The sequence below is a fragment of the Mycobacterium sp. IDUB_21 genome (assembly GCF_055419425.1).
On record NZ_JBVAXQ010000003.1, the window covers coordinates 40080 to 55051 of the forward strand.

The window sequence follows — 14972 nt, forward strand, 5'->3', positions numbered from 1 at the left end:
GACAAGGTGGAGCGACGCTGATACAGGCGTTAACTTAGCTGAAAGTAGACACTGATTACGGTAAGTGCAATGGGGTAGTTCAGATCAAGCCGAAACCCCGGCGTCAATCCGGTGGCGACGATTCCGCACTCATCGCTGACACGAAGCGCACCAGAAACTGATCCGCTCACCGCTGCGGTCTGATTGCACGCGGGTGCCGCAACGCCGGCAGGCTTTCCCGGCCCTGCCGTACACCCACAACTGCCGTCCCGGCCGAGTGTCTCCGGTGGTGCAGCGGGCCCACCGCAGCCGGTTGGCCCAGAGCATGTCGCGGGCCCGCGCCACCACGCGGGCCGGATCCGCCAGTGCGGCAACCGGGGTCGTCGGCAGCCGACCGGCGACGAAGCACAATTCGTTGCAGTAGACGTTGCCGATGCCGGCCAGCACGGTTTGATCCAGCAAGGCCGCCGCCAGCGGGCGTTGCGGATCGGCCACCAGGCTGGCGACGGCGGTGTCCGGGTCCCAGTCGGCGCCGAGCAGATCCGGACCCAGGTGCGCGACGGCCTCGCCGTCACGGTCGCGGTCCAGCACCTCCAGCATCCCCAGGTCGTTACCGACGGCGCGAACGGTACCGGCCTCCAAGATGATTCGCGCCCTATGGTCGACGGCGTGGCGTCCGGTGCGGTCCACCCGCCAGCTGCCGTCCATCTTCAGATGCGAGTGAAGGCTGGCCACGCCGATGCGGATGAACAGATGCTTTCCGCGGCTGACCACTTCGTCCACCCGCTGCCCGGTGAGGTCGACGGTTGCGTAGCGTGGCACTCGGATATCACAGCGGGTCAACGTCTTTCCGGTCAAGGCATCGTCGAGCACGACGGCGGTGTGATAGACGGTGTCACCTTCGGGCATCAGCGCAGCCGCAATCCCCGTGGGGTGCGGGAGAACCCGGCCTCGGTCAAGGCGGCCACCGTCGGCGAGTCGCGGTGCTCCAGCACCGGGGCGCCGTCCACCCGCTCGACGAGAATCCCGTCGACCCGGCGGTCGGCGATCAGCCCGGCCAGCGCACCCGCGGCGGCGCGCTGGGCCTCGGCGGCGTCGGCGCCGGTGGCGAAGTTCAGCAGTGACCGGCCACCCCGCTCGACGAACCACACCAGTTCGCCGTCGACCAGCACTACCAGCGCCCCGGCCTTGCGGCCCGGCCGGGCGGTGCCGGGATGCGCCGGCCAGCTCAGTGCCGCCCCGTACGGGTTGGCCGGGTCGGCGGCGGCCAGTGCCAACGCGTGGAATTCGGGCCGGGCCGGGTCGACACCGTCGAGGTAGCCGCGCAGCCGGTCCACGGTCGAGGCGAGGGCGAACTGGGCCGCCCCCAGCGATTCGATGAAATAGCCGCGCTGGCAGCGCCCGGCCTCCTCGAACGCGCTCAGCACCTTGTAGAGGTTGGCGAATCCGCCCGGTACCCCCTCGGCGGCCACCGCGCCGCGGGTCAGAACCCCGTAGCGGTGCAGCAGCAGCTCGGCGGTGTGATGGGTTCGCACGGTGGAATCCTGTTCCGGTGCAGGCAGTCTGGACCAGCGTCCGGCCACGGCCGGGTCGGCGGCGCGGGATGAGGCGTGCGCGACATGAAAACGGCTCAGGCGGGGCGGGCGTTTGGTGCGGTGGGCCGGGGTGGCTCGACGGGTCCCGGCCAACACCGCGCGCATCGGGGAGAAAGTGTCGCCGGTGACCCATCCCGCCCAGATCAGCTCCCACAGCGCGGCTTTCAACGCTTTCGAATCCGCTTCGCTGCTCTCACCGCAGAGCTGGCGGAAGAAGTACGCGCCGCCACCGCCGAGCGCATCCAGGATCGACCGGTGCACCTCGCCGAATTCGATCGGAGCGCCGGGGGTCAACGTCAACGGCGCCGAATCGGCGGTGTGGAAGGCGATCCAGCCGTCTGCGGCGGGCGAGTTGCCGGCCGGGGCCCCCGCCCCCGACCACAGCGCCTCTCCGGAGGCCAGCAGCTCGTCGAGCATGGCCGGGGAGTAGTCGCGCACCCGCGATCCCAGTACCAGCGGCTCGACCGCGGAGGCCGGAAGCGGCACCCCGGCCAGCTGCTCGATCACCCCGGCCAGCCCGTCAAGGCCGGATGCGGCGCCTCGGGCACCCAGCTGCTGCCAGGCCGGCAGGAAACGCGCGTAGGCCGCCGGGGACACCGGCTCGATGGCCGAGCGCAGCGCGGCCAGTGACCGGCGCCGCAGGATGCGCAGCACTTCGGTGTCGCACCACTGCTCGCCCGGGGAGTCCGGGAAGTCCGCGAACTCGCCGCGCACCACCCGCCCGTCGGCGGCCAGCCGGCCCAGCGCGTCAGCGGCCACGCGGGTGCCCAACCCGAACCGCTCGGCGGCCTGCCCGGTGGTGAACGGCCCGTGGGTGCGGGCGAAGCGGCCCAGCAGTTCACCCAGCGGATCGGCGACCGGCTCGGTGAAACCGGCCGGCACCCCGGGTGGCACGGCCACCCCGATCCCGTCGCGCAGCCGCCCGATGTCCTCGATCGCCACCCACCAGCGCCGCCCGGCGAAAGACACCGTCAGCACCCGCCGGGCGGCCAGCAGATGCTCCAGCCATCCGCCGACGTCCACGGTGCCCGCCGACGTACCCGAGCGCTGCGCGACCTCCTCGGCGGTGAGCGGCCCGAGCAGACGCAGCAGATCCGCCACCCCCTCGGCGTCGCGGGCGGCCTTCTCCGGGGTCAGGTGCTGCAGCTGTCGCGCGGTTGAAGCAACGACGTCGGGGTCGAGCAACTCACGCAGCTCCACCCGGCCCAGCAGTTGGGCCAGCAGGGTGGGGTCCAGCGACAGGGCCGCCGCGCGACGCTCGGCCAGCGGGCTGTCGCCTTCGTAGATGAACGCCCCGACGTAGCCGAACAACAACGATGCCGCGAACGGCGACGGGGTGGTGGTCTCCACTTGCACCACCCGCACCCGGCGCTGCGCGATCCGCGCCATCAGATCCGTCAACGCCGGGACGTCGTAGACGTCCTGCAGGCATTCCCGCACGGTCTCCAGCACGATCGGGAACGCGGGGTATCGGCGGGCCACGTCGAGCAGTTGGGCGGCCCGCTGGCGTTGCTGCCACAACGGCGTGCGGCGGCCGGGGTGCCGGCGCGGCAATAACAGCGCCCGGGCCGCGCATTCCCGAAACCGGCTGGCGAACAGCGCCGAGCCGCCCACCTCGGCGGTGACGACCGGCTCGATCTCGTCCGCGTCGAACACGAACAAGTCCGCCCCGGGCGCGCCGGAGTCCGAGTCGGCGTCGGGCAGCCGCACCACGATGCCGTCGTCGGAGGCGGTCGGCTTCTCGTCGATGCCGTAGCGTTCGTGCAACCGCCGGCCCACCGCCAGCGCCAGCGCGCCGTGTACCCGCAGCCCGTACGGCGAATGCAGCACCACCCGCCAGTCGCCGAGCTCGTCTCGGAACCGCTCCACCACCAGCGTGGTGTCGGTGGGTACGGTTCCGGTGGCGGCGCGCTGGTCATCGAGTAGCCGCCACAGGTTGTCGGTCGCGTAGTCGTCGAAACCCAAACCCGCGCAGCGCTTGTCGAGGGCAGCGCGGTCGAGACCGGCCAACTCTCCGGTGAATTCCCCGAGTGCGGCGCCGAGCTCGGCCGGTCTCCCGACGCCGTCGCCGTGCCAGAACGGCAGCCGGCCGGGCTGGCCGGGTGCCGGGGCCACCAGCACCCGGTCATGGGTGATCTCGGTGATCCGCCAGCTGGTGGCGCCCAGCGAGATCACATCGCCGGGCCGCGATTCGTAGACCATCTCCTCGTCGAGTTCGCCTACTCGCGAAGGCTTTTGCGTGCCGGCCAGGTACACCGTGAACAGTCCACGGTCCGGAATGGCGCCACCGGAGGTGACGGCCAGCCGCTGGGCACCGGGCCGGCCGGTCAGGGTGCCGGTGTCGCGGTCGTAGACCAGTCGCGGCCGCAACTCGGCGAATTCGGTCGAGGGGTATTTTCCCGAAAGCAGATCCAGCGTGGCCTCGAACACGTTGCGCGGCAACGTCGCAAACGGGGCGGACCGCCGCACCGTGTCGAACCAGGCCTCGGCGTCCAGCGGCTCCAGCGCGGCTGCGGCGACGGTGTGCTGGGCCAGAATATCCAGTGGATTGGCCGGCACCGCCAATGTCTCGATCTGACCGGCCAGCATCCGCTGCACCGAGACCGCGCAGCCGATCAGATCGGTGCGGTGTTTGGGAATCAACACGCCGGCCGAGATCTCGCCGACCTGATGCCCGGCCCGTCCGATGCGCTGGAGGCCGCTGGCCACCGATGGCGGTGCCTCGATCTGGATGACCAGGTCGACCGCGCCCATGTCGATACCCAACTCCAGGCTCGAGGTCGCCACCACGGCACGCAGCCGCCCGCTTTTGAGGTCCTCCTCGACGGCGGCACGGGTCTCCTTGGCCACCGACCCGTGGTGTGCCCGCGCCAAGACCGGTGCCCCCTCGTCGGCGCCTTCGTGCCGTTCGGCGTGGATCTCGTTGAGCCGCGCGGTCAGGCGCTCGGCCAGTCGGCGCGAGTTCGCGAACACGATCGACGAGTGATGCGCCTCGACCAGGTCGACGATGCGCTCCTCCACCTGCGGCCAGATGGTGCCCTCGGCCGGGCTGGCCATATCCGGCACCGGCATCTGCACGCTCAGCTCGAACGTCTTGGCCGCCGGCGGCGCCACGATCCTGGTGGGGGACTGTCCGGACAGGAACCGGGCGACCTCCTCGGCGGGACGTACGGTCGCGCTGAGCCCGATGCGCTGCGCGGGTGCGGCCAGCTGGGCATCGAGACGCTCCAGCGACAACGCCAGGTGGCTGCCGCGCTTGGTTCCCGCCACCGCGTGCACCTCGTCGACGATCACCGTCTGCACCCCGGCCAGTGCTTGGCGCGCCGCGGAGGTCAGCATCAAAAACAGCGACTCCGGGGTGGTGATCAGAATGTCGGGCGGCTTGGCGACCAGCTCGCGGCGCCGCGCCGCGGTCGTGTCGCCGGAACGCACTCCTACCGTGACGGCCGGGGAGGGCAGGCCGCGGTGCGCCGCGATGCGGCCGATACCGGCCAGCGGGGTGCGCAGGTTGCGCTCCACGTCGACCGCCAGCGCCTTGAGCGGCGACACATACAACACTTTGGTGCCGTGCCCCGATCCCGGCTCCGCGGCCAGCCGGTCCAGGGCCCACAGGAACGCCGCCAGCGTCTTGCCGGAGCCGGTGGGCGCGACGACCAGCGTGTTGTGTCCGTCGGCGATCGCCGACCAGGCCTGCTCCTGCGCCGTGGTGGGCGCAGCGAACGTGCCGGTGAACCAGTCCCGGGTCAGCGCAGAGAACCGGGCCAGCGGGGCTTGGGTTTCGCGGCTCACCCCGCCATGGTGCCAATTCTCCGGCCGGGCTGCCGGACGGTGCGGTTTTGCCGCCCTCCTCGCCGGGTATCCGCCAGTCGTGGCATCGGTGACCGGGGGGCGAGCATGACGATTCTGGACGACAGGGCGCCGGCGGTCCGGCCGATATTCGCCGATGCGCTCACCGCCCCTCGGGCGGTTGAAGCGCCGCCGCGCGATTGGACCTGGATCAACTGGACGTTGTCCCTGTTGATCGCGCCGGCCGCCGCGCTGCTGATGGCGTTCGCGCTGGCCAGGGTGGCCGGCACCGCGTTGTGCAACACCGCCGGCTGCCCGGGCCTCCGGGTGAACGACACGCTGTTCGGCCTGCTGTACCACGGGGCGGCGGGTGTCGCGGCGCTGACGCTGTTTCTCGCCTTCTTCTTTGCGACGACACGCCGCCGCGGGATCGCGGTGTGGGTGTGCGGCTGGGTCCTGCTGTTGGGCGACCTGGCGGTCCTGGTCGCGGTGTTCTGATGCTTGCCCTCACCCGGCTGGCCGGCGCGGGCGCCGCACTGGTGCTGACCGCCGGCCCGGCCGTCGCGGCCGCCGACCCGGACGCCGCAGTCAACACCACCTGCAGCTACTCGCAGGTGGTGTCGGCGATGAACGATCAATCACCGGGCGTCGCCGAGCAATTCAACGCGACGCCGTCGGCGCAGGCCTGGCTGCAGAACTTCCTGGCCGCGCCGCCACCGCAGCGTCAGCAGCTGGTCGAGCAGGCGGAGAGCACGCCCGAGGATCCCGAGTACGTCGCCATCTTCAGCCCGCTGGCCAACGACTGCGACAACTACTGAGCCAGTTCATTTTTCTGAGCCAGTTCATTCTTCGACGTTGTAGAACGAGCTGCCGTCTTCGGGGCTGCCGGAGACCTGTGCGCGGTGGCGTCCGCCGGTAGTGGGCCGTTCGGCTTCGCCGGTCCCTCGCTGGAAGCCGGTGTCGGGTTGCTCAGCGGCCAGCTTGTCGTCCAGCGACTCGTTGATCGCCTCATCGACCGGCTGCCAGCTGTCCGGCGGCGTGACGGTCGCATCTCCGTCATCGTTACGCAGCTCGTCGGAATCGGTCGCCTCGCTGGGCGGCAGAGTGTCGTCGTCGCTGGTGTCGGTGGCGGGATCGATATCGGGTTGTTCGGTCATATCCCTCGCGCTCTCCGTCGGCTTCAGTTCGCTCAGTTCGCTCAGTTCGCAATGGGCCATTGCGGTTGGGGTGATTCCGGTGTCATGTAGCCGACGCCGCGAACGGTGTCCACGATCGACTCGTGTTCGGCGCCGAGTTTGGCGCGCAGCCGCTGCACGTGGACGTCGACTTTGCGGCGGCTGCCCTCCCCGCCCCAGACCTCCCGCAGCAGCGTAGAGCGGGTGAACGCCTGACCCGCGTGCTGCACCAGGTAGTTCAGCAGCCTGAACTCGGTGAGGGTGAGGTCGAGTTCGCGGTCTGACAGCGACGCGGTATAGCTGTCCGGGTGGATGACCAGATCGCCGAATTGGACTGCGCTGTGGAGATTTCCGCGTCGGCGTGCCAGCGCAAGCCGCAGTCGCGCGTGCGCCTCGGCCGGCCCCGCTGTTGCGACCAGGGCATCATCGACCTGCCAGTCGAGGTCGACGGCGACGAAGTCTTCGGCGGTCACCATGACCAGCACTGCGGCCGACGGTTCCCAGGCGCGCAGCCGCCGGCAGGTCTCGTGGGAGGTGGTCAGGTCGGTACAGCCATCGACCAGCACGGCTGTCACACCACGGCAGGCGGACCGGGTGGCGATGGTGAGCGGCGCGCGGACAACCGAATGCCCGAAGACGCGTAACGCCGACAGGGACTGTTCGAACTCGTCCCGGTCGGTCAGTAGCAGAATGTCCATCGCCTGGCTCCAACCCTCGGGTGCTCCGGGTGCCTTCAAGGCACTGTTACCCGCACTATTACCCGTTGCGCGGCGCGAATAACCGCACAGCGACAGGCCCGGCCCACTGCGCGGGCCGGGCCTGTCCTCTATCGGGCTACTGGTGGGACTGTTCGCGCGCCTCTGCCGCTTTCGCGCCCGCCCGGGCCGCGTCAGCCTCGGCTTCGTGCTTGGCGGCGTCGCGCTGGGCCTCGCCCTTGTCCTGCTGAGCCCTGCCCTCACGGGCCATCTCGTCGTTGCCGGTCACGGTTCCGGCGGCTTCCTTGACCTTGCCCTTGACGCCTTCGACGGCGCCCCGGAAGCCTTCTTCGGGGCCGCTCTTCTTTTCGTCCGACATAAAATCCCTCCCTGGATTTTCGTGGATGTGACAGACCAGTGCTCTGTCGGCCCGCCACACCCGCAAGGCTTCCCGACGGGCCGCCCACTCAAACGTCGAATCGTCTTGACCCAGAGCTGATCAGCGCGGACGGTGGGAGGCATGGAACGCCCCATGCAACCGCGCCCCGGTGGCGACCGGCTGGGCCAGGAGGACGACGAGGTTCGCTCGGCCATCCGGTTCGCGGGCCTGACCACCGTCGTCGGGGTGGCGTTCGTCTTGCTGGCGGCGTGGTGGGCCAGTTCCTGTGACCCGGCCCCCGAAACCGTGGCGACCGTGGTGTGCGGCAGGCCGTACCGGGCCGTGCTGGCCGCGGGATCGCCGGTGATCTTCGCGGCCGGCGGACTGCGGGCTTTCCTGCGCACCTACCAGGTGTGGCGCGCGCGTGGCACCTGGTGGGGATGGCAGGGCGCCGGCTGGTTTCTGCTGTCTTTGATGCTGTTCGTACTGATTATCAGCGCCCCGCCGATCAGCGGTATGGCCTGATCAGAGACCCAGTATCGGTATTGCTGCGGGGTGGCTGTGAACCTTCTGAAAGTCGAGCGTTATTTGGATCACATCGACCTACGATAGTTTTCGGTAGCGGACGGGTTCGCCACAGCGGTCGACTTCCTCGCGCGACCTCCGGATTGGCCGGACGATTCACGAAAGGAAAAACCAATGGGCGATACATTTCATGACCCCGTTGACCATGTCCGCACGACCCGGCCGCATGCCGGCCGTGCCGTGATCGACGTGATGGGTTGGCCCGGTTACACGCTGCTGGTGGTGGGCATGGTCGCCGGGATCGGCTGCCTCACCGCATTCGCCACCGGCCACGACCGACAGGGCCTGGAGGTCGCGGCCTTCGCGGTGTTCGCCGCCGGGCTGGGCACGCTTTGGCTGCTGATCGAGCATCGGCGGATCGGCCGGGTGAACCAGCAGTGGCATCTGGCGCACCCCGACGTGACCCCGCAGCATTCGACCAGTTGATCTTCGAGACGTCGAACGGCCCGGCCGGTCTCCGGCCGGGCCGTTTCGGCTCTGCCCCTGCTCTGCGTGCCGAAATTCGCAGGGTTGACTGGCACCGCAATCGGGTACAGACACCCCGTGACTAACCTCCGGGCGGCCGAGTGCGCGGTATTGACGGCGTGAACAGTCCAGCGGTGCGCAGCGGTAGTCTCGGTCCGACATCGCCGGGAGGCTCTATGACCGACATCCACAGCGACCGGACATCGCGGTCGTGCAGCGAGCGAGCCGTCGAACTGCGGGTGGCGCCCAGGGTGGAGAGTTTGGCCGTGGTGCGCATGTTGGTCGGTGCTATCGCGACCTTTGAGGATTTCGACGTCGACACGGTGGCTGATCTACGGCTGGCTATCGATGAGCTGTGTACCCAACTGATCCGCTGCGCTTCCCCCGACGCAGTGCTGAAGGTGATCGTCGACCCGACCGACGACGGCGTGACGATCCAGGCGTCGGCCGCCGGCGACGGAGCGGACGTGCTGACGCCGGGCAGCTTCAGCTGGCACGTACTCACCTCGCTCGTAGACGACGTGCAGATCCACGACGGCCAGGAATCCGACGGCGCCAGTGGGGTGTTCGGAGTGACCTTGACAACCCGGCGGGCGGAATCCAGGCGGTGACCCCGCGCGCCGCCAGGGGCGGCTCACAGTCAGGATCGGAATATTCCGACGTCGGCGATATGTTTCGCGAGCTCGCCCAATACGAGGTGGGCTCCGCTGATTTCCGCAACCGCAAGGACAAGATCGTGGAGCGGTGCCTGCCGCTGGCCGATCACATCGCCCGCCGGTTCGAGGGACGCGGAGAATTGCGCGACGATCTGGTCCAGGTCGCGAGGGTGGGCCTGGTCAACGCTGTAACGCGCTTCGACGTCGAGACCGGCTCGGATTTCGTCTCGTTCGCGGTCCCGACGATCATGGGCGAAGTCCGCCGGCATTTCCGGGACAACAGCTGGTCGGTCAAGGTGCCTCGTCGGCTCAAAGAACTGCACCTGCGGCTCGGGGCCGCCACCGCGGACCTCTCCCAACGCCTGGGACGGGCTCCGACCCCCTCCGAACTGGCCCGGGAGCTGGAGATGAGCCGCGACGAGGTGGTCGAAGGGCTGGTGGCGGGCAGCTCTTACAACACCCTCTCGATCGACAGCGGCGGCAGCTCGGATGAGGACGATGTCCGCTCGATTTCCGACACCCTCGGTGACATCGACGCCCGGATGGACCGGATCGAGGATCGAGAGGCGTTGCGGCCCTTGCTCAACGGGCTTCCCGAGCGGGAACGTACCGTGCTGGTGCTTCGGTTCTTCGAATCGATGACCCAGACCCAGATCGCCGAACGGGTCGGCATCTCGCAGATGCACGTGTCGCGGCTGCTGGCCAAGTCATTGGCGAAACTGCGCGGTCAGCTGGAATAGCCGGCGACTCACCCGCCCAGCGCGTTCTGGGCCGACAGTGACGACATCACCGCGTCCGGCCCCTCGAAGCTGTCCTTCTTCAAGGCACGCAGCGTGTCGACCAGCTTCGGCTCGGCGCCGTTGTCCCGGGCGTGGTCGGCGAGTTGTGCCGCCGTGCCCGGATAGTCGAAACCCGCAAGGCACCCCTGGACCTGCGCCACATGGAATCCCATCTCAGCGCAGTACCCGCCGTCACCGAGCCGGAAACGCGCTCAGCGTGTCATGGCCGATGGTGCACATCGCTCGCCTCGGCGTTTCGCAGGCCGCGGGTGGCGGGACCCTCCAGCAGGGCGCCGTCGGGGGCGAAGCGCGACCCGTGCAGCGGGCACTCCCAGGCCCGGTCGGCGTCGTTCCAATTGACGATGCCGCCGAGGTGCGGGCAGACCGGGGACAGGCGGTGCTCGACGCCGTCCACCCGGCACCGGGCCTGCAGATGCCACGGGGGTCCGCTGACCACGCCGGGGGCGTCGTCGCCCAGCCACTGCCGGCCGATCTGGGCCGCCGGGGTGATCCAGCCCTTTGCCAGATTGAAGCCGACTTCGAGATTGGCCGTCAGCGCGGTGGACAGGCCGCGTAGCTCGCGGGTGCTCCAACTGGAGAACGCCCCGTCCCAGCCCGGTCGCTCGCCGAGCAGCCGGCCCGACAACACCAGCGCTGCGGCCGCCCCGTTGGTCATACCCCATTTGTTGAAACCCGTTGCCACGTAGATGGTGTTGTTGTCGGGCAGAATGGGCCCGACATAGGGCAGCTCGTCGATGGGGGCGTAGTCCTGCGCCGACCAGAGGTGCGTGCGGGTTGCGCCCGGGTAATGCTGGATCGCCCACGACTCCAGTTCGGCCAGCGCATCGGTGGGATGCTTGGCGCGGCCTACGGTGTGACCCGCCCCGCCGACCAGCAGGCGCTCGGAGTCGTCGACCGGGGCGTAGCGCAGCGATCGCGTCGGCGAATCGGTGGAGATCATCATCGGGCGAGTGATCTCACCCGGCACATCGAACGCCATGCAATATGACCGGTTGGGTTTGACCCGGGCGAAATACCCGCCGCGGTCCAGGATCGGGATTCCGGTGGCCAGCACCAGTTGGCTGGCCTGTAGTTCGGCGCTCACTCGCGGGCCGTCGAGGTCGAGCCGCAAGCCGTCTCGGCCACCGGAAACACGTTGCACCCGAGTGTGTTCCACCAGCTGTCCGCCGCTGGCCAGCAACTCGGAGCGCAGCGCTTCCAGAAACTGCATCGGGTCGAACTGAGCCTGCTCCGCCAGCCGCACACCGCCGTGGAACGGGAACGGCACGTCGGCGCGGGCCTCCCAGCTCACCGGCAGATCCAGTGCGCGGCAGGCGTCGAACTCGGCGCGCGCCGCCGCCACCCCCTGCTCGGACTGGGCGTAGCTGTAGGCGTCTTCGCGCTGGACCGCGACACCGGTTGACGCGCAGAACGACAGCAGCCAGTCCTGTCCGGCGCGATTGCCGGCAAGGTACTCGCCGGCCAGTCGCTTCCCCTGCTTCGCCGATATCGTCGACAACTGAGTGTGCTGCAGCAGGCTGATCTTGGCGGTGGTGTTGCCTGTCGCGCAGGCGCCGACGGTCCGGGCCTCCAGTACCAGCACTTCGCGGCCCGCCCGCGCCAGCAGAACCGCGGTCATCAGGCCGGTGATGCCGGCGCCCGCCACCACTACGTCGGCGAACGCCGGGAGATCCGCCACGGTGTTGGAAGCCGGTGATGTCGCGATCCGGTCGGCGAGCCACAACGACGTCATGGTCGATCAGTTACCCGGTACCGCGGCGGTGAAACGTGAGCGGCCGAAAAGCGTTTGTGCGGCGGTGCGGGCGGGTAGCCGGGCGATGTTCGCGCGACATGACCGCGACAGCACGGAGGCGACCGGAATGCGGGCAGTGACATGGCAGGGCAAACGCAAAGTTCAGGTCGACACCGTGCCCGACCCGGTGATCGAGCAGCCGACCGACGCCGTCATCGAGGTGACGACCACCAACATCTGCGGATCCGACCTGCACCTCTACGAGGTGCTCGGGGCGTTCATGGACCCCGGCGACATCCTGGGCCACGAACCGATGGGCATCGTGGCGGAAGTCGGTAGCGCGGTCACCAACCTGAAGCCCGGTGACCGGGTGGTCATCCCGTTCCAGATCGCCTGCGGGCACTGCTGCATGTGTCGCCACGGCCTGCCCACCCAGTGCGACACCACCCGGGTGCGCGAGCAGGACACCGGTGCCGCACTGTTCGGCTATTCCAAGCTCTACGGCCAGGTTCCGGGCGGGCAGGCGCAATACCTGCGGGTGCCGCAGGCGCACTACACCCACATCAAAGTGCCGCAGGGGCCGCCGGATTCGCGGTTCGTGTACCTGTCCGACGTGCTGCCCACCGCGATGCAGGCGGTGGACTACGCCGAGATACCCGACGGCGGTTCGGTGACGGTGCTGGGACTCGGGCCGATCGGCGACATGGCGGCCCGGATCGCCGCGCATCAGGGGGCCCGGGTGATCGGTGTGGATCTGGTTCCCGAGCGGCTGGACCGGCTGGCACGCCGAGGGATCGAAACCATCGACCTGCGTGCGACGTCCGACCTGGGCGAGGTGATCCGCGACCGTACCGGCGGACGGGGGACCGATGCGGTGATCGACGCCGTCGGCATGGAGGCGCACGGCTCCGCCGGCGCCAGAGCCGTACAGCAACTCAGCTCGCTGTTGCCCGACGCCGTCGCCGGACCGTTGATCAGCAAGGCCGGCATCGACCGGCTCGCCGCGCTCTACTCGGCGATCGACATCGTGCGACGCGGCGGCACCGTGTCGATCATCGGCGTCTACGGCGGCAAGCTGGACCCGCTGCCGATGTTCACCCTGTTCGACAAGCAGATCACGCTGCGGATGGGGCAGGCCAACGTCAAACCGCGGGCCGACAAGCTGATGTCGCTGCTCACCGACGACGATCCACTGGGCGTCGACACCTTCGCCACCCACGAACTACCGCTGGAGCAGGCGCCGCACGCCTACCAGATCTTTCAGGAGAAGCGCGACGGCGCGGTGAAGATCCTGCTCAAGCCGTGACTCAAGCGGTAACTCAAGCCGTGACGTCGGCGGCCAACAGGTGCGCGGCCTCGAACAGCAGCGCATGCACGAACGCCTGTGGCAGATTGCCGCGCAACTGACGCTGGCCGACGTCGTACTCCTCGGTGAGCAGGCCCGGGGGACCGCACGCGGTGCGGCCCCGCTCGAACCACTGCAGCGCCGCGAGATCATCGCCCTGCTGGTGATCTGCAAGTGCCATGGCGAAGTTGCACAGCAGGAACGCCCCTTCGGCCTCGCCAAGTTCGCGCTGGTCGGGCCGGTAGCGGTAGACGAAGCCGTCCTGAGTCAGCTCCCGGCGCACCGCGGCCAGCGTGGCCACCGTGCGAGCATCGTCGGGCGGGACGGCTCCGCGCAGGCTCGGCAGCAACAGGGCCGCGTCGATCCCCGGATCATCGGGTGCGCGTTGCCATCTGCCGTCGCGGTGCAGGCAGTCGGTGCTGGTATCGCTGACCAGCTTGTCGGCCAGTTGCTGCCAGCGTGCACCTTCGGCCAGCGACGCCGCGCCCGCGATTCGGCGCAGCCCCGCCGCGCAGATCAGCCGGGAATGCGCCCAGCGACGGTCGTCGAGCTCCCACACCCCGGCATCGGGCTCGGCGCAACGGTTTTCGATCGCCTCCACCAGGGTGTGCACCGCAACCCAATGGGTGCTGTCCACCCGATCCAGTCGGGCGGCGGCGGCCAGCAGCAGTAGCGCCTCCCCGAAGGTGTCGAGCTGGAACTGCTTGCGGACCCAATTCCCGGTTTTTGCGGCCGCGCCGGGATATCCCGGCAGATCTAGGTCGTGTTCGGCCGGCGGCGGGGTCGCGTCGACACAGTAGGCCGGTCGCAGGCCGGGCCCGTCGGCCAGCACCCGCTCGGAGACGAACCGGACAGCGTCATCCAGCAAAGGGTGCGGTCCGGCGGCGGCGATCGCCTGCCCGGCGTAGCACTGGTCGCGAATCCAGCAATAGCGATAGTCGAAATTGCGTCCCGCCTTCGCCCGCTCCGGCAGCGACATCGTCGCGGCCGCCACCATCCCGCCGCCGGCGCTGGTCAGGCCGCGCAGCACCGCATAGGCCTGCTGGACATCGACGTCGGCCAGCGTGCCTGTGAACTCCGGAACGGCTTGCCGCCAAGCATTTTCGGTGGCAAGCCAGGCGCGTCCGGCGTCGACCGGCTGGTCCGGCAATGCGCGTTCGGACAACTCGAGCACCAAGTCGTGGTCGCGGCCCGGCTCGACGTCGACCAGCATGCGCAGCGACCCGTCGCCGGCCCGGCGAGCCTTCTCGGCGCCCGACCACCGCAGCCGGTGCGGACCGCTTCGGCCGGTCCACACCCCGCCGCTGCAGGACAGCTTCGTCATGGCGGTGGCGCCGAAGTCGGCCCGAACCTGCAGTGCCACCTGCATACGTACCGGGCCGTCGAGTGCCCGGATGCGGCGCAGCACCACCGCGGTGTGCGGGTCGCCGGGGAAGGCCAGCGCCTCTCGGCACTCGACGATCCCGTCGGTGGTGACCCAGCGGGAACGCCAGATCAGCGAGCGCTCCTCGTATCGGCCGCCCCACACATAGCGCGGTTCCGGGGTGACGGCGTACACCCCTGCACCGCCGAGCAGCGAACTGAACACCGCCGGGCTGTCCCAGCGGGGCAGGCACATCCAGCAGAAATCGCCGCGGGGACCGACCACGATCCCTCGCTCCCCGTCGGCGATCAGCGCGTATTGGCGCAGCACCTGCGGGGGGTATCGCTCGAGCAGCGGCGGGCTGTTCACGGCCGGGTGCATACCCGCAAGCGGGCCAGGGTAGTCACGACCCGACCT

General features: G+C 69.3%; 15 protein-coding genes. 7 read left to right on the plus strand and 8 right to left on the minus strand.

Annotation, left to right across the window (positions count from 1 at the left end):
• Window positions 1-129 precede the first annotated feature (129 nt).
• Both nei2 and ACZYY4_RS05420 read right to left on the minus strand, forming a co-directional pair.
• On the minus strand, window positions 130-888 hold the full coding sequence (nei2, locus tag ACZYY4_RS05415) for an endonuclease VIII Nei2 (protein ID WP_463808505.1): 759 nt from the start codon (window positions 886-888) through the stop codon (window positions 130-132).
• Window positions 888-5363, minus strand: a complete 4476-nt coding sequence (locus ACZYY4_RS05420) for an ATP-dependent helicase (protein ID WP_463808507.1) — start codon at window positions 5361-5363, stop codon at window positions 888-890. The genes nei2 and ACZYY4_RS05420 overlap by 1 nt, the downstream gene beginning before the upstream one ends.
• Window positions 5364-5468: 105 nt before the next feature.
• On the opposite strand from ACZYY4_RS05420, the gene ACZYY4_RS05425 reads away from it, so the two are divergent.
• Together ACZYY4_RS05425 and ACZYY4_RS05430 are read left to right on the plus strand one after the other, a co-directional pair.
• Window positions 5469-5858 (plus strand): hypothetical protein, encoded by a 390-nt coding sequence (locus tag ACZYY4_RS05425; protein ID WP_463808508.1) that lies wholly within the window; start codon window positions 5469-5471, stop codon window positions 5856-5858.
• Window positions 5855-6178: a hemophore-related protein gene (locus ACZYY4_RS05430; protein ID WP_463808964.1), complete on the plus strand. Its 324-nt coding sequence runs from the start codon at window positions 5855-5857 to the stop codon at window positions 6176-6178. The genes ACZYY4_RS05425 and ACZYY4_RS05430 overlap by 4 nt, the downstream gene beginning before the upstream one ends.
• A gap of 24 nt (window positions 6179-6202) precedes the next feature.
• On the opposite strand, the gene ACZYY4_RS05435 is transcribed toward ACZYY4_RS05430, so the two are convergent.
• The 3 genes from ACZYY4_RS05435 to mbp1 all read right to left on the minus strand — a co-directional run bounded on the left by ACZYY4_RS05435 (window position 6203) and on the right by mbp1 (window position 7609).
• Window positions 6203-6517 carry a hypothetical protein gene (locus ACZYY4_RS05435; protein WP_463808510.1) on the minus strand — a complete coding sequence of 105 codons (315 nt, stop codon included), beginning with the start codon at window positions 6515-6517 and terminating at the stop codon, window positions 6203-6205.
• A gap of 41 nt (window positions 6518-6558) precedes the next feature.
• Window positions 6559-7233 carry a winged helix-turn-helix domain-containing protein gene (locus ACZYY4_RS05440; protein ID WP_463808511.1) on the minus strand — a complete coding sequence of 225 codons (675 nt, stop codon included), beginning with the start codon at window positions 7231-7233 and terminating at the stop codon, window positions 6559-6561.
• 136 nt (window positions 7234-7369) lie between these two features.
• Window positions 7370-7609, minus strand: a complete 240-nt coding sequence (gene mbp1, locus ACZYY4_RS05445; protein ID WP_463808513.1) for a microaggregate-binding protein 1 — start codon at window positions 7607-7609, stop codon at window positions 7370-7372.
• 141 nt (window positions 7610-7750) lie between these two features.
• Between mbp1 and ACZYY4_RS05450 the strand changes: the two genes are divergently transcribed.
• From ACZYY4_RS05450 to ACZYY4_RS05465, 4 genes are all read left to right on the plus strand, one after another.
• Window positions 7751-8134, plus strand: a complete 384-nt coding sequence (locus tag ACZYY4_RS05450) for a hypothetical protein (protein ID WP_463808514.1) — start codon at window positions 7751-7753, stop codon at window positions 8132-8134.
• Between the two features lie 174 nt (window positions 8135-8308).
• The gene (usfY, locus tag ACZYY4_RS05455; protein ID WP_463808515.1) at window positions 8309-8620 is read left to right on the plus strand and encodes a protein UsfY; all 312 of its coding nucleotides are present in this window, start codon (window positions 8309-8311) and stop codon (window positions 8618-8620) included.
• A 215-nt stretch (window positions 8621-8835) separates the two neighbouring features.
• Window positions 8836-9270, plus strand: coding sequence for an ATP-binding protein (locus ACZYY4_RS05460; RefSeq protein WP_463808516.1), 435 nt, complete (start codon window positions 8836-8838; stop codon window positions 9268-9270).
• Window positions 9267-10055: an RNA polymerase sigma factor SigF gene (locus ACZYY4_RS05465; RefSeq protein WP_463808517.1), complete on the plus strand. Its 789-nt coding sequence runs from the start codon at window positions 9267-9269 to the stop codon at window positions 10053-10055. The genes ACZYY4_RS05460 and ACZYY4_RS05465 overlap by 4 nt, the downstream gene beginning before the upstream one ends.
• A gap of 8 nt (window positions 10056-10063) precedes the next feature.
• Here the strand turns inward: ACZYY4_RS05465 and ACZYY4_RS05470 are convergent, their stop codons facing one another.
• Together ACZYY4_RS05470 and ACZYY4_RS05475 are read right to left on the minus strand one after the other, a co-directional pair.
• On the minus strand, window positions 10064-10267 hold the full coding sequence (locus ACZYY4_RS05470; RefSeq protein WP_463808518.1) for a DUF2795 domain-containing protein: 204 nt from the start codon (window positions 10265-10267) through the stop codon (window positions 10064-10066).
• 47 nt (window positions 10268-10314) lie between these two features.
• Window positions 10315-11847, minus strand: a complete 1533-nt coding sequence (locus ACZYY4_RS05475) for an FAD-dependent oxidoreductase (protein ID WP_463808519.1) — start codon at window positions 11845-11847, stop codon at window positions 10315-10317.
• A 127-nt stretch (window positions 11848-11974) separates the two neighbouring features.
• On the opposite strand from ACZYY4_RS05475, the gene ACZYY4_RS05480 reads away from it, so the two are divergent.
• Window positions 11975-13153 carry a zinc-dependent alcohol dehydrogenase gene (locus ACZYY4_RS05480; RefSeq protein WP_463808520.1) on the plus strand — a complete coding sequence of 393 codons (1179 nt, stop codon included), beginning with the start codon at window positions 11975-11977 and terminating at the stop codon, window positions 13151-13153.
• A 13-nt stretch (window positions 13154-13166) separates the two neighbouring features.
• On the opposite strand, the gene ACZYY4_RS05485 is transcribed toward ACZYY4_RS05480, so the two are convergent.
• Window positions 13167-14936 (minus strand): glycoside hydrolase family 15 protein, encoded by a 1770-nt coding sequence (locus tag ACZYY4_RS05485; protein ID WP_463808522.1) that lies wholly within the window; start codon window positions 14934-14936, stop codon window positions 13167-13169.
• Window positions 14937-14972 lie beyond the last annotated feature (36 nt).

Bases quoted from the DNA above. Each gene is read 5' to 3' on its own strand.
- nei2 (WP_463808505.1), bottom strand. From the start codon at position 888: ATGCCCGAAGGTGACACCGTCTATCACACCGCCGTCGTGCTCGACGAT.
- ACZYY4_RS05425 (WP_463808508.1), top strand. From the start codon at position 5,469: ATGACGATTCTGGACGACAGGGCGCCGGCGGTCCGGCCGATATTCGCC.
- ACZYY4_RS05435 (WP_463808510.1), bottom strand. From the start codon at position 6,517: ATGACCGAACAACCCGATATCGATCCCGCCACCGACACCAGCGACGAC.
- ACZYY4_RS05440 (WP_463808511.1), bottom strand. From the start codon at position 7,233: ATGGACATTCTGCTACTGACCGACCGGGACGAGTTCGAACAGTCCCTG.
- mbp1 (WP_463808513.1), bottom strand. From the start codon at position 7,609: ATGTCGGACGAAAAGAAGAGCGGCCCCGAAGAAGGCTTCCGGGGCGCC.
- ACZYY4_RS05450 (WP_463808514.1), top strand. From the start codon at position 7,751: ATGGAACGCCCCATGCAACCGCGCCCCGGTGGCGACCGGCTGGGCCAG.
- usfY (WP_463808515.1), top strand. From the start codon at position 8,309: ATGGGCGATACATTTCATGACCCCGTTGACCATGTCCGCACGACCCGG.
- ACZYY4_RS05460 (WP_463808516.1), top strand. From the start codon at position 8,836: ATGACCGACATCCACAGCGACCGGACATCGCGGTCGTGCAGCGAGCGA.
- ACZYY4_RS05470 (WP_463808518.1), bottom strand. From the start codon at position 10,267: ATGGGATTCCATGTGGCGCAGGTCCAGGGGTGCCTTGCGGGTTTCGAC.
- ACZYY4_RS05475 (WP_463808519.1), bottom strand. From the start codon at position 11,847: ATGACGTCGTTGTGGCTCGCCGACCGGATCGCGACATCACCGGCTTCC.
- ACZYY4_RS05480 (WP_463808520.1), top strand. From the start codon at position 11,975: ATGCGGGCAGTGACATGGCAGGGCAAACGCAAAGTTCAGGTCGACACC.
- ACZYY4_RS05485 (WP_463808522.1), bottom strand. From the start codon at position 14,936: ATGCACCCGGCCGTGAACAGCCCGCCGCTGCTCGAGCGATACCCCCCG.